Here is a 13311-nt window from a genome sequence, read left to right on the forward strand (position 1 = left end):
AATCAACGGAGGAGATGCATCATGGAATCGGGATCGGGATCGGGGAAAAAAGAGCAGCGGGAGATTACATACCGGGTCGGCTGGCGCAAGGAACGCATCGAGCAGCGCGGCACGAACAGTTCGGGCGTTTCTGAACCGTATAGCCCGTTTGCCGATGAACTGGAGCAGGCGCAGCGTAAGCTGCGCCTGCTGTGGCGGCCCGCGCCTGCGCTGCCGGAAGCGGCGTTGTTGCCGCTGCTGGTCGCTTTGCCGGTCTTGCTGTTTGTGCTGACTGTGCTGCTGGTTTACGGCTTGCGCAGCGGGTAGAGACGTACAGGGTCTGTAGGTGTTGGCCTGAGCAGGCGCAGCGGATCAGCGCATCCGGTTTTAAACCCGCTTGCTTTAGAAGTCCGGTGAACAAGTGGCCGGAGAGTCGAGAAGGAGTTGGAACAGCGTCAGCGGTCGCCTTTGTCGACGGATTTTCACCCCAAACGGGGTCATTCCACCGGAGAATCCGGCTACAACAGCGAGTGGAAACCGCTATCGACCGGAGGACACTGGTTTTTCACCGGATTTCTAACGCTCTCAACCCGCCTGAACACGTATAGTGCCTGCCTTGAGCGAATGCGGCTGGACGTGCTTTTTTTCATAATAGTTTCGGTACATTAAACAGGAGGGAATCTCATGAATGTGGCATTAGCGGTGTTTGGCGGCGTACTCGGTCTGGGCATGACGGGCGTCGCTGTATATTCGGTATGGATGATTCGCCAATTGTGGCAGCAGCAGGCGGCGTCGCCGCACGCGGTCAGCCAGCAGGAAATCGCTGCGGCATACTTGTCCAGGTGGACGCTGCTGGATTACGGCGCGGTCGGCCTGTTTGTCGTCGGTTTGCTGCTGCTGCTCGCCGATTTGCTGGCGGTGCTGCGGGACCGCGCGGCTTTCCCCGATTATCATTTCGCGTATTTGCTGTGCGGGATCATCATTTCGGTGATGAGCATGCTACTGCTGGGCATCCGGCTGTTCGTGGTCATCGGGCTGGCGAAAAGCGGCGTTCTAAAGCGCCCTGTTGCGCCAGACCATCAAAACGAGCCAAGCCATGCTGATTAAGCCAAATACCGGATACAGCGCCGACAGCAGCGCTTTAAAGCCGATCTGGCTGACCAGATAGCTTAGCGCAAGGATAATCAGCACGATCACCTTCATCGGCAGTCGGGTCCGCTGCTGAAGCTGCAAGGCAAGCCCGTAGGCGTCAGCGATATAGGTCGTAAAAATTTCGCCGTAAATCACCAGCAGGTAGGCGATTTGCGGTACGGAGCCGAGTCGGTTCATAATATGGCCCATCGGGATTTCAAATTGGGCGATGCCGGGCATTTGCGCCGACAAGGCGTAATGTGCCGAGAGCAGCAGGACGCCAATGCCGGCTCCGCCGAGCAGGCCGCCCCAGAACAGCACCGATTTGCTCTCAACGGAAGCGCCCATCGGCACGAGTACGGCTTGGGCCATTGCAAGGTTGAAGGCGGTGTACAGCAGCGGGGCGAACCAGATCCGGCCCGGCGACAGGTCGGTCGTCAGGCGCAGCCAGTTGCCGGAGCCCGGCGAATGCCACGTGTATACGACGATGACGATGCTGAACAGCAGCATGATCGGGACGACGATGGAATTGACGGTCATGATCGCTTGAATGCCGCGCGAGATGACCAGATAGGCCAACACAAGCGTAACCAGAAGTCCGGTCTGATAGCTCAAATGGAGCTGCTCGCGGAAAACGGTGCCGCCGCCGGCCAACATGACGGTGGTAATGCCGAACAAGACGATCATCGTGAACAGGCTGATCCATTTGCCGGCCCGTTCGCCGAACAGCACCTTGTTCAAATCCTCGTAGGAGCCGGCTTTCAGCTCGCGGGCCATCAGCATCAGCTTGATGCCCAGCCAGACGAACAGGATGCTGGAGAGTGCAATCGTCAGCGTAGCCATCCACCCGTAGCGGGTAAAAAATTGCAGGATTTCCTGACCGGAAGCGAAACCGGCCCCGACAATCGTGCCGATATAGGTGAAGGCGACCCGGACAATTTGTGCACCTTTGTTCATTTGTTGCCCCACTCCCCTCCTTTTGATATAGTACAAGGTATGCGAGGAAGTCAGGATTATTCAAGTGCAGGAGTGTGTTCGCGTGCAGCAGGCTTTTTTCCATTTTATAGAACAGTTCGGCTACTTGGCGATTTTTGCGTTGTTTGCGGCGGGGATTGTTGGCGTCCCGGTTCCGGATGAGACGATGCTGACCGTGGTCGGTTCCTGGACGGCCCCCGGAGGGCCGTTTACGTTTACCAAGGCGCTGATGTGCGTCTATGCAGGCACCATGACCGGCATGGTGGTCAGCTACGCGCTCGGGCATCGTGTGGGCAAGCCATTTTTATATCGCTTCGGCAAGTGGGTCAAGCTGACGCCAAGCCGCCTGGAGCGGGCGGAGCGCTGGTTTCACAAATACGGGCTGTGGACGGTGTTTTTTGGCTATTTTGTCCCTGGCTTGCGTCATCTGACGTGTTATTTGTCGGGCATGAGCGGCGTGAAATTTTATAAATATGTGTTGTATGCAGGCACAGGGGCGCTGCTGTGGTGTACGAGCTTTTTGGTGCTCGGCCATTTCATCGGCCGCAACTTGGAGAGCATGCTGCATATGCTGCACGGCTATATCGGTATGAGCGTCGCGGCTGTCGCGGTGCTGGCCGGGCTTGTTCTGTGGCTGCTGCTGCGCTTTCGCAAACGCACGATTTGATCGCGCAGCTGCGAAAGCCCGGTTTGAGTGACGGCGCGCACGGCAAGTAGATAACGAGAAAAGCGGTCAGGCGGGCTTGAAGCCCTTTTTTTGTTTGTGCACCCGCAGGTGGAAAAGCGGACTAGACGCACAATCAGACATCGCTACTCAGGCATAAAAATAGACCGCAGGCAGCTTCCGCTCAGGAAGCGCTGCGGTCTTTCGCGTTTGTTAACGGTCGGCGAACAGCTTGATGGATTGAATCGTGTCCGATTTCGGATCGAGGTCCAGCTTGAGCACCGTGCCCTGAGCTTTGTAGGACAGCACGTATTCGGTGCGGGTATCGGGCTTGCCGAGCACGGCGACAGCGTCGTCGGTCGTTTGTCCGAGCCGGAGGCCGCCAAGGCCGGGATCGATGTCGCCCGAGCTGATATCGACGAATTCGAGCGCCCCGCCGCTGCGGAAGCCGACGGAAAAATCGGCGTATTCATATACGGTAATGGCTGCTTCATTGTCGTCTTCGTCCATGATGAATTGATTTTTGCTTTTGCCGAAGCGCTTGAGCACGGTGTCTTTCGACGTTCCGAGCGTCAGGCCCATCAGGGTAGGCTTCTCCTGCTTGTAGGCGTCTTCTGCGTTTACCTTGGGCTTGGGCGCCTGTTTGCCGGCTGTTCCCGGCGTACCGCTTTTGGGTTCGCTGCCGGCGGCTTCATTGGACGATACCTGGGCTTCATGTCCGGTATCCTCCGGCGTAGCGGTCGGCAGAGCTGTCGGCGACGGGGCCGTATCGGCAGTCGCTTGCGGCGTCGGACTGGGTGAAGCGGCCAAGCCCGGCGACGGCGAAGCCGGTGAAGCGGTCCGAATCGATGACTTCTCACAGCCTGTTAAAAGCGCGGCCGTCAGCACGATGGACATGGAGCCGAACAGGACATATTGGGAGAACTTCTTCATGGTCATCGATCCTCTCTGTTCCGAATAAACGTTGGTAAAAAGCAACATTACTAATCATAAGGCTTCCGTGCCCGCGACTCAACGGTGAAAAGTGGCCGAAAGCAGGCAAATTTCGTGAAAATAGGTCATTTTCATTTTCAAAACGCTGTTTTCATGGCAAAGGTAAACCTTTCATGTTCTTTCATGAGTATAGACAGCTTCGAAAGCCGAAAAGTTGCACCTTCAGAGGCGATCTATGAAAATTGGGACTTGAAACCTACTTTGCCAATGTGGTAATTTTACTCATAATACATAGAGTGGAGGGAACGCTATGGAACTGTTAAAGCAGCGGATCTTGGAGGTTGGCGTCATCGTATCGGACCAGGTGCTGAAGCTGGACGCCATCTTGAATCATCAGGTCGATCCGACGCTGATTGTAGAGATGGGCAAGGAGTTCGCCCGTCTGTTCCGCGAGGCCAAGCCCGACAAGGTGCTGACGGTGGAATCGTCCGGCATTCCGATCGCTTTCGCGACCGCGCTGCAACTCGGCGTACCGATGGTGTTCGCCCGGCGCAAAAAAACGGTGACGATGGATCAGGACACCTACAGCGAGCGCGTTCCGTCATTTACAAAAGGCATTGTGACCGATATTATGGTGTCGGCACATTTACTTAACAAAGGCGAGCGCATTCTGCTGATCGACGATTTTATTGCCAATGGCGATGCGGCCCGCGGCTTGATCCGGATTATTGAAAAAGCCGAAGCGGAGCTGGTCGGCGTCGGTATCGCCGTCGAGAAGATGTTCCAGGCCGGAGGCCGTTCGCTGCGCGAGCGCGACATCCGCGTAGAATCGCTGGCCCGGATCGCTTCGCTGGCGGACGGACAGATCCGCTTCGAGTGATGTCTGATTTTTCATTTGCAGGGTGCCTTCCCTGAAAGCGATTTATCCATTATAATGGGGATATGGGAAGAGAGGAGGCTGACATCTATGGGCATTGAGAATGTATCGCCTGAATATTTCGCAACCAAATTGGCAGAAGCCAAGAATCATTTCGAACGGGCTCTCGATTGTAAACATACGGAATTCGACGATCTGTACCCTTATATGATTGAACATCCGCAATTTTTCTGGTACAAACGTTACGTCGCTTGGTCGGAGCTGCTCACAGTCGTGAAGCTTTGCACGGAGCTTTCAATCGCATGGGAAGAGCAATTCTCCCAGCAGCAGGTCGAGTATATCAAAAAACGTGTGATGTCGAGCAAAGTGCTGGATTTCTGGTTTGAGACGAACGATTCCAAAGTCAGCTAACGAATCCGCCGCGGCCCCGAGGCTGCGTCCTACCTTGAAAGACCCGGAAGATGGTTTCCGGGTCTTTTTGTTGTTGGGCGTGGGCGAGCAGGCTGCGGGCGGGATGAAGCGGGCAAAAGCTGTGGCGAGGGTCGGGCTAATGACAATGAATCGCGGCCCGTTCTTAACGTCAGCCGTCGTTTTTATCCGTCGCCCCTATCCGTCGCCGCTTGGCGGCTTGTTGGAGCGGGATCGCTTTATCGTGCATGGAAACGAACATGAAACATGGGGCAATTGGTGCCGGGAAGACCGGGTGTTTGTTAGGATGGCGGTTTTTCGTGTATGCTAGAAAAAAGGATTTGCGAAAAGGAGGGGCGTTATGATCAGCGATGAGCAGTTGGATGCGTTGCGTGTGGAGGGGACGTTTTTGCGTGTCGTGCGCGACGTCAACCCGGAGAATGATGTCCGCGGCTACGTGGTTGCGTGGGATGACGAAAGCGTGCTGATCCGCAAGCGCAGCCGTAAGGTGGTCAAGCTGCGCCGCAGCTATGTCTACCAGCCGTATACGGAGCCAAGACCTGCGGAGTTCACGCTGCCTGCAGCGGGCGGAGAGCTGGAGCAGGCGGACGGCGAATAGACGGCCTGCAGGCGTTTAAACCGTGCAGTAGCGACTGGCTTGGGAGAATGGCTGGGAGCCCCTAAAAGGTGCGAACTTAGTGAATGTTCCTGCAAGCATGGCAGCGGATGTGTGGCTTGAAGCCGGGCAGGTGCGAAAGGCAGGAGTGAAAGGCGGATGCGAATGGCAGGTGCAAATAAAGCTGTGATTCAGCAATTTCACGTGCAGCAGCCAACGCGTTTAGCACCTTAGCATCCGATGGGAAACGCGCCTTGCCACGAAGTTCAAAAGCCGTTGTCGGAACGAATGAGACAAGCTGTTGCAGCAAAACGGAGCAGAGGAGGAAGCTAAGATGGAACCGATCGCAGCCTGCGTATCCGGCGTAGTCTGGAGCCGCGTGGAATCGCAGCGCGGCGCTTATTTGCTGTGGCGCAGCGCGGAGCCGCTGCGCACGCTCAACACATCTCCGTGGGGCGGAGGCTTCGGCTACCACACCTGCCTGATCAATCGGCAGGTGGACAAGTCGTATGCGGCCGAAGACCCGCTGGCGGAGATGGAGCTGTTCCTGCGGCGCGAGGAGCTGCCGCCGCAGGACACCGCCGGGCTGCTGACCGCAGCCCGGGTGCGCGACGCGGGCCGACTGGCGCTGACGGCCCGCGCAGATGATGGCGGCGACATGGCCATCGCCGCCGCCGAGCCTGCCGCGCCGCTGCTTGCGGGCGCGGGCGGTGGAGCCGCCGCTATCCGCGAGCGCGGCGGCTTGACGGTCGAGGCCTGGGCAACGGCCGGCCTCGGCAACAAAGCGCGGGCGGGCCTGACGCTGCCCGCAGCCGCGCTGTATCCCGGCACGATTAATATTATCGTGCTGACGAATGCGCAGCTGACCGACGCGGCAATGGCGAATGCGGTGATCACCGCAACGGAGGCCAAAGCGGCGGCGCTGCAAGAGCTGGCCGTGCGCGTGGCGGCGCACGGCGCACAACCGGCGGCGTCCGGCTTGCCCGCAGACGCCGCCCTGCCGCTGGCGACCGGCACAACGACGGACGCCGTGCTGATTGCCGCCACGGAGCGCGGGCGGCTGTGCAGCTATGCCGGGACTGCGACGCGGCTCGGCTATATGATCGGACGGACCGTATACGAGTCCGTCCTGGAAGCGGCGCGGCGCTGGACGCCGCCGGACGAGGCGGGCGCAGGATAATCCGGCCGCGCAGGCGACAGCCCCGGCGGCAGGCAGGGGCGGAGTCGGTTTTTATGCGGTTGAAGGAAAATCGCGCAGCTACGTTCTCCGAAAAATACCGTACGCCGCTGCAGCCGTAACGCCATCGGCGACGATTTCATCGTCAACGCCGCTGCTCTGGCTTTCGGCATTGGCCGGGTCGTGGACGATGCCTTCGGCCTCGCCTTCCGTCAGGTCGCGCGTATTGCCCGTATATTTGGGCTCCAGCGCATCAATTTCTTTTTGCTTCATGGGTCTGACCTCCTTTTTTCCATAAGGTGTGCTGCATCCTGAACGTTTATACGAAGCAACAAAAAATCATTTGACTGGAATAATCATGCGTGATATATTAAATCTTGTCGCTGCCAAGCTTTGAGCTTTGCAGAAGGCAACACTTGCGGTCGTGGCGGAATTGGCAGACGCGCACGGTTCAGGTTGTGCGGTCATGGCGGAATTGGCAGACGCGCTGGCTTCAGGTGCCAGTGGTAGCAATACCGTGGAGGTTCGAGTCCTCTTGACCGCACCACCCTAACAATTAACGAGCTCTTGAATTTGTCCTTGTGACGATTCAGGAGCTTTTTGCATGATTGGGATTTGTAAAGTGTTGCTCATGACCTGTGCCGACGAAATCTTTGAACTGTAGTCAAGATGAGCATAAATGTTAGCCGTCGTGGAGTAATGGCTATGCCCAAGCCATTCTTGAATGTCCTTCATATTAACGCCATTTGCCAGCAATAAGCTGGCGCAGCTATGCCGAAGATCGTGAAAGCGAATCCTTCTCAAATTATGCTTCTCTAGCACAATCGGGAAGTGCTGCGTAATATACCCCGGTTTTATCAATTGCCCTAGCTTATCTACATAGATATAGTCTTTGTAGTCATTGGAGTACGAACTTTTGTAGAGCGCCTGATTTCGCTGCTGTTCCTCCAGTAATCGCAAAAGCAATTCCTGAAACGCCGGGACGAGGGGAAGGGTGCGACGACTGGATTTATTTTTGGCCCGGTCCTTTGCGATTGTGATTTGTTTGCCCTCATAGGAAACAGGAATGACGGTGTGCTGGATGGTAAGTGTCTGGTTCTGAAAGTTGATCGCCTGCCATTTGAGCCCTACAATCTCGCCGCGCCGTAAACCATAAAAAGCGGCCAGTAGGACGGCAAGCTCGACTGGATCGCCTTTTACTGCCTCGAATAACTCCTGAAGCTCTTGATCGTTGTAGAAGCTTCCTACAAAATGGTTCTTTTTTGGGCGCTCAACTTTATCAGCCGGATTGGTTAAAATCATATCCATTTTAAGTGCGTGTTGCAGAGCTTGACGGATATAGGCATGAAAGTGTTGTACGGTACTTGTAGAAAGCTTGAACTCCTTTAACATGTGCTGGTAAAAATCATGCAAGTGCTTGGGTTGTATCTCCAGCAGTCGAAATCCTTTTTCACGAAAGTAAGGGACGATTCGGCCTTTGACCCCAAAGGTGTACGCGGCATGAGTAGTGACTTCGACTCGATGCTTCATCATTTCCAGCCATTCCAACATGAAATCGCTGAAAAGAACACCGGCTGGACCGTCCGCATCTGGAGGGGCTTCCTTCTCAATCGACGGCGTTATTTCCTCGACAATCATTTCAGAAGGAATTTCAAAGCTCTTGCGTGCGTCTTGCAGCATACTTTCTGCTTTCTTCTTGTTTCCCTTTGTCGGTAGCCCTGTTGCAATCCATTTAGTTCTCCGCTTTCCCTCTTCGTCTTTGTAGTTCAGAACGATATAATAATTCCCTTTCTTTTCTTGCAGATGGCCTGCTACCATCGTAATCCCTCCCAGGATAGCAGCCCGGCTTCCTACCATCGACACTTTAATGATAACAGGCATAGAAAGAATAGTTCAATGCTGTAAAGCGTCATAGTCAAGTGGAGTGCCGGGGATCATAATTTCCCGTAAATAATGGATGATGCTCAGCTTCGGGATTCTGTAGAAGCGCCCGATGCGAAAGTGGGCGATGCGCCCTGATTGGAGTAATTTGCGGCCCGTTTTGGTACTAATGCCGCCTAACATGGTACACATTTGCTCGACGTTTACGACATCGGGCATGGTCTGAAAAAGAAGTTGGTAAGGATCAGGTTCGAGAACTGGTTGATTTTGATTGTGTGGCATGGGCGAACTCCTTATTCAACATAATTCGATTGAGAAGAGGTTCTGAAATATCCTTCTACTATCCGTTTCATTTTTTTGGGGAAATCGGACACTTCCGAGAAAAATAATTTACTTTATACGCTGAAAACAGAATGAGCGGAGTTCATGTCTGCTGTGAAATTCTGGGGAATGTGCGGTGGGCAATAGAGGAAATGAAAGACTTTGTAAACCTGATCTCGAAGGAGGACTCGCACTTGCGCGAATGCTATGAAATGATCATTGTCCTAAAACACTAGAGCATATCTTCTATTAAAGAGTTTTTCAAACATACGGAAAGGATGCAGTTACACACAATAATTTGCGGCAGCTCCAAGCTCTATGAAGAGTTTGATGCTGCCGCTTTTATTTTCATAAATATTTTTGTGAGAGAAGGGTCCGGTTTGACTTCAAATATGAAACGGATGGTAGAGGGGATGTCCCTCGACCGTTCTTTGACAATAACATAACCTCTCATCCGGTACGTTCCCCGCATGCCTGAAAGGGAAAGCCATTTTGCAGGTACGCCACGACCATCCTTTATTTTGGGTGCGAGCGATCATTACCTGTGCAAAAATAAATGATGGTATCATTTAGGCGATAATCCATGCGGAGGGATAATGATACTTCCGTCTAGCCACAGTTATCGCAATGGGGGCGGCTTGCAGTGATCCTGGAAGGGGCGACAGCCTATGTGGACGGTTAACCGCCGTTCGCTGGATGAGTTTATTTTAATTTTTCGATACATATTTCCGTGTAGTAGTATTAATGATTTACCTGTTAAACGTATTCAGTCATGTGGAGCGGATCGCGTGGTAGGAATATGTGTAAGCGTCAAACAGTCCCCACCTTGATGTCAAACTGAGGGCTATTTGACGCTTATGGTTATCGAGCATTGTTGCGACGTTCCGCATTACACTGTTATAATTTGGAATAATAATTTCAGGATAAAAATTTTAGAAGGGATGTTTTACATTGTGATAATTTCCGAAAACGAGCCTCTTGCGGTCACCTTGCTCGAGGTAATCCGCACCGGCGATATCCCGGGATTGCAGAAGCTGCTCACCGAGAATCCGGGACTGGCTACGGCGAGAATTATCGGAAGCGATATGCGCAACGGTAACGTATCGCGTACGCTGTTGCATGTGGCTACCGACTGGCCCGGCCATTTTCCAAACGGTGCGTCGACGATAGCCACATTGGTCAATGCTGGCGCTGAGGTGAACACTCGAATCGCCGGCCCTCATGTCGAGACACCTCTTCATTGGGCTGCGAGCAGCGATGATATCGAGGTGCTTGACGCGCTTCTCGATGCCGGCGCTGATATTGAGGCGTCGGGTGCGGTCATCGCCGGTGGAACGCCGCTGGACGACGCAGTGGCTTTTGGGCAGTGGAGGGCTGCACATCGTCTGGTTGAGCGCGGCGCAAGCTTCGCTCTCTGGCATGCGGCCGCGCTCGGACTGTTGGATGACATGGAAGCCCACTTTACCGGGACCACACTTACACAGCGATATCCGTGGGGAGCCGGGCACAATCCACCTCCAGATGAAGTTACCGTCGCCTTCTGGTGCGCTTGCCACGGCGGACAGCGGCACTCTGCCGAGTATTTGCTCGAACGAGGGGCCGAACTGAACTGGATTTCCGTGTGGGACGGATTGACCCCTTTGGATGCAGCACAACGAAGCGCTACTGGCGATTTGGTTCAATGGTTGCACAACCGGGACGCTAAATCCGCCAAAGAACTACATCGTTAAGACATTGACTCTTGAAAGTTTTTCTCAATTTTCATCTGATAGTAAAGTTGATTAAAACAGTATCAAAAAACATACTAAAACCAGCTTAAATTACTTGCGGGTAAGAAATAAAGTTGTTTCAGCTCCAACTGATCCAAATGCGTTTTCTCGCTGGAGTCGGCAGAGCGCTTATGCTGCGCCAGACGAACTGTTCCTTATACCACTTCAGCTTGGCGGACAGCTCGGCGTTTTGGCGGACCAGCTTTCGTTCTGTTGTTGAAGTTGTTCTGCGTTGAGGGAATCCGTTCGTTTTTCCATACGTTTCGATTTCAACGTGAGAAGGCCGAAACCTCTCGTAAGCGATGGCGAGAAAAGGAAGGAATTTGTTTCAAATGACGGTTTCGGCTACCACCTTCGGATGCGCTTGCCGCTGGTTAAGAGAAAGGCGTCGAGCAACCAGCGTAGTTCGCGCGCGGAAACCGCAAACGTCCGCTCCTGATGGGTCGGCCATTTGGAAGGTGCCGCGATCCAGTCGTCGGTAGAATAACCAAATGCCGTTGTGTTCCCAATACAAGATCTTCAGTTTGTTGCGCTCGTTGTTACAAAAAACAAACAAGCTGGGGGCGAACGGATTTAACCCAAGTCCCTCTTGAACGAGCGCACCCAGTTCGTCTATAGGGATATGCCTATTTAGAATGTGGGACAATAAAACCTTCCATAAAATATTGAAATATCCAAGAGAGCGTCCTGAATTGGGGCGTTTTCTTTTTATATAGATACTTTTCAAAAAGCCGATTGTCTGGACTATTGAATGTTCAGCGCAGTCGGCTCTTTTGCGTGAAGGGAGAATTGTTGGATGGGCAAAGTAATCGCTCTCGCCAATCAGAAAGGTGGCGTCGGCAAAACGACAACAGCGGTCAACCTAGGCATTGGCTTGGCGGCTGATGGCAACAAGGTTCTGCTGTTGGATGCGGATGCGCAGGGCAACCTGACGGATTCGTTAGGCTTCCATGAACCGGATAGTCTGTCCATTTCACTCGCCACAATGCTAGTGAAGGGCATGACGGAGGAGCCGTATGAACCGAGGGAAGGTATTTTGCACCATCACGAGGGTATCGACCTGATGCCGGGAAACATCGAATTATCGGCAGTCGAAGTGGCGCTCGTCAATACGATGAGCAGGGAAACGATTATGCGTTCGTACATCGATTCCGTAAAAGCAGATTACGATTTTATCCTGATCGACTGTATGCCGAGCTTGGGCATGATGACGATCAACGCATTGGCAGCGGCGGATAGCGTCATCATCCCGGTACAGGCACACTATCTGCCCGCCAAAGGCATGACGCAGCTTTTGCAGACGGTTGCCCGCGTTCGGCGTCAAATTAATCCGAAGCTGGCTGTGGACGGTGTGCTGCTCACGATGGTAGACAGCCGAACCAATTTCGCCAAAGACATTTCTTTAGTTTTGCGTCGGGATTATGGGGATAAGCTGCGTGTATTCAATACAGAAATCCCCCTGTCCATCCGCGCGGCGGAAACAAGCGCCAAGGGTAAAAGCATTTACGCCCACGATCCGAACGGACAGGTTGCTAAAGCCTACGCTGCACTTACGAAGGAGGTGCAGGATATTGGCAGCGAAAGAAGATCGGCTCGCCAGCATAAAGCTGACCAAAGTCGATGATTTATTCTCGACAGAGGAAAGCCGCAACGATTCGCAACGGGAAAAGGTGATGGATATTCCATTGGCTGAAATTAGTGAATTTCCCGGTCATCCCTTTAAGGTAAGGGCGGATGAAGCGATGTTAGAAATGGCGGATAGTATCAAGCAGTATGGTGTCCTTGTTCCCGGCTTAGTTCGGCCAAAGGTAGGCGGTGGATACGAGATGGTATCCGGCCATCGTCGAAAGAAGGCAAGTGAATTGGCTGGTATGGAGACAATTCCATGTCTCGTTCGCGAGTTGGATGACGATCAGGCGACTATCATCATGGTGGATAGCAACCTGCAACGGGAGTATATTTCTCCGAGTGAAAAAGCTTTTGCCTACAAAATGAAATTGGAAGCTATGAACAGACAAGGACAACGAACAGATTTAACTCGTTCCCAAGTTGGGAACAAGTCTGCTGCAAAGAAATCAAGTGAGATATTAGCAGAACAGATGGGCGAAAGCAAAAACCAAATATTTAGATACGTTCGCCTAACCGAACTCACTCCTCACATTCTCGAAATGGTAGATGACAAACGGATTGCCTTTAATCCTGCCGTTGAGTTATCTTACTTGGCCGAGAAAGAACAGCAAGCCCTATTCGAGACCATGCAGGCCGAGGACTGCACGCCTTCACTTGCTCAAGCTCAGCGTATGAAAAAGATGAGTCAAGAAGGCAGGCTGAATACAGATGTCATTTACACCATACTGACGGAGGAAAAGCCGAATCAGAAAGAAAAAATGAGTATTCAGCGAGAACGAATCGACCGCTTTTTCCCACGAGATTTCTCGGAAAAACAAAAGGAAGACCTAATCGTGCAACTGCTGGAAAGCTGGTACAAAAGGCGGCAGAGGGAGCACGAACGGTAATTCCCCCGTTGCCGCCCTGTTCATGCGCCCTCTCCCCTGACGGAGAGCTTTTTTTATGCCCATT

At 53.3% G+C, this 13311-nt stretch carries 17 protein-coding genes and 1 tRNA gene; 12 read left to right on the forward strand and 6 right to left on the reverse strand.

The features are described from left to right. Positions 1–21 precede the first annotated feature (21 nt). Complete coding sequence (locus tag B5M42_RS09780; protein WP_134757658.1) at positions 22–306, forward strand: hypothetical protein; 285 nt, start codon at positions 22–24, stop codon at positions 304–306. Positions 307–663: 357 nt separating this feature from the next. Continuing rightward, positions 664–1086, forward strand: coding sequence for a hypothetical protein (locus tag B5M42_RS09785; protein WP_134757656.1), 423 nt, complete (start codon positions 664–666; stop codon positions 1084–1086). Here B5M42_RS09785 and B5M42_RS09790 read toward each other — a convergent pair. Next, positions 1033–2067, reverse strand: a complete 1035-nt coding sequence (locus B5M42_RS09790) for a YkvI family membrane protein (RefSeq protein WP_134757654.1) — start codon at positions 2065–2067, stop codon at positions 1033–1035. The genes B5M42_RS09785 and B5M42_RS09790 overlap by 54 nt on opposite strands. 82 nt (positions 2068–2149) lie before the next feature. Between B5M42_RS09790 and B5M42_RS09795 the strand changes: the two genes are divergently transcribed. Beyond that, on the forward strand, positions 2150–2752 hold the full coding sequence (locus B5M42_RS09795; RefSeq protein WP_230632823.1) for a DedA family protein: 603 nt from the start codon (positions 2150–2152) through the stop codon (positions 2750–2752). Between the two features lie 210 nt (positions 2753–2962). Here B5M42_RS09795 and B5M42_RS09800 read toward each other — a convergent pair whose 3' ends face one another. Beyond that, complete coding sequence (locus tag B5M42_RS09800) at positions 2963–3688, reverse strand: hypothetical protein (protein WP_134757652.1); 726 nt, start codon at positions 3686–3688, stop codon at positions 2963–2965. A 304-nt stretch (positions 3689–3992) separates the two neighbouring features. Here B5M42_RS09800 and B5M42_RS09805 point away from each other — a divergent pair, with 304 nt between their 5' ends. The 5 genes from B5M42_RS09805 (at position 3993) to B5M42_RS09825 (ending at position 6763) form a co-directional block, all read left to right on the forward strand. Continuing rightward, complete coding sequence (locus tag B5M42_RS09805) at positions 3993–4562, forward strand: xanthine phosphoribosyltransferase (RefSeq protein WP_134757650.1); 570 nt, start codon at positions 3993–3995, stop codon at positions 4560–4562. Positions 4563–4649: 87 nt separating this feature from the next. Beyond that, on the forward strand, positions 4650–4970 hold the full coding sequence (locus B5M42_RS09810; RefSeq protein WP_134757648.1) for a hypothetical protein: 321 nt from the start codon (positions 4650–4652) through the stop codon (positions 4968–4970). Positions 4971–5004: 34 nt separating this feature from the next. After that, complete coding sequence (locus B5M42_RS09815; protein ID WP_134757646.1) at positions 5005–5298, forward strand: hypothetical protein; 294 nt, start codon at positions 5005–5007, stop codon at positions 5296–5298. Positions 5299–5328: 30 nt separating this feature from the next. Continuing rightward, positions 5329–5586 (forward strand): hypothetical protein, encoded by a 258-nt coding sequence (locus B5M42_RS09820; RefSeq protein WP_134757644.1) that lies wholly within the window; start codon positions 5329–5331, stop codon positions 5584–5586. Between the two features lie 331 nt (positions 5587–5917). Beyond that, positions 5918–6763, forward strand: coding sequence for an adenosylcobinamide amidohydrolase (locus B5M42_RS09825; RefSeq protein ID WP_134757643.1), 846 nt, complete (start codon positions 5918–5920; stop codon positions 6761–6763). Between the two features lie 78 nt (positions 6764–6841). On the opposite strand, the gene B5M42_RS09830 is transcribed toward B5M42_RS09825, so the two are convergent. Continuing rightward, on the reverse strand, positions 6842–7033 hold the full coding sequence (locus B5M42_RS09830) for a hypothetical protein (RefSeq protein WP_134757641.1): 192 nt from the start codon (positions 7031–7033) through the stop codon (positions 6842–6844). Positions 7034–7220: 187 nt separating this feature from the next. Between B5M42_RS09830 and B5M42_RS09835 the strand changes: the two genes are divergently transcribed. Then, a tRNA-Leu gene (locus B5M42_RS09835) sits at positions 7221–7307 on the forward strand. 2 nt (positions 7308–7309) lie between these two features. Here B5M42_RS09835 and B5M42_RS09840 read toward each other — a convergent pair. Beyond that, on the reverse strand, positions 7310–8578 hold the full coding sequence (locus tag B5M42_RS09840; RefSeq protein WP_134757639.1) for a tyrosine-type recombinase/integrase: 1269 nt from the start codon (positions 8576–8578) through the stop codon (positions 7310–7312). 75 nt (positions 8579–8653) lie between these two features. Beyond that, positions 8654–8923, reverse strand: coding sequence for a helix-turn-helix domain-containing protein (locus B5M42_RS09845; protein WP_134757637.1), 270 nt, complete (start codon positions 8921–8923; stop codon positions 8654–8656). An 896-nt stretch (positions 8924–9819) separates the two neighbouring features. Between B5M42_RS09845 and B5M42_RS09850 the strand changes: the two genes are divergently transcribed. After that, entirely contained in the window at positions 9820–10692 is an 873-nt protein-coding gene (locus tag B5M42_RS09850; RefSeq protein ID WP_230632824.1) for an ankyrin repeat domain-containing protein, read from the forward strand. A gap of 367 nt (positions 10693–11059) precedes the next feature. On the opposite strand, the gene tnpB is transcribed toward B5M42_RS09850, so the two are convergent. Further along, positions 11060–11458, reverse strand: coding sequence for an IS66 family insertion sequence element accessory protein TnpB (gene tnpB, locus B5M42_RS25715; protein ID WP_167689825.1), 399 nt, complete (start codon positions 11456–11458; stop codon positions 11060–11062). 69 nt (positions 11459–11527) lie between these two features. Between tnpB and B5M42_RS09855 the strand changes: the two genes are divergently transcribed. After that, the gene (locus B5M42_RS09855; protein WP_134752239.1) at positions 11528–12355 is read left to right on the forward strand and encodes a ParA family protein; all 828 of its coding nucleotides are present in this window, start codon (positions 11528–11530) and stop codon (positions 12353–12355) included. After that, positions 12303–13247: a ParB/RepB/Spo0J family partition protein gene (locus B5M42_RS09860; protein WP_134752241.1), complete on the forward strand. Its 945-nt coding sequence runs from the start codon at positions 12303–12305 to the stop codon at positions 13245–13247. The genes B5M42_RS09855 and B5M42_RS09860 overlap by 53 nt, the downstream gene beginning before the upstream one ends. Positions 13248–13311 lie beyond the last annotated feature (64 nt).

The sequence above is a fragment of the Paenibacillus athensensis genome, from assembly GCF_004514475.2.
In the GTDB taxonomy this organism is placed as follows: domain Bacteria; phylum Bacillota; class Bacilli; order Paenibacillales; family NBRC-103111; genus Paenibacillus_AL; species Paenibacillus_AL athensensis.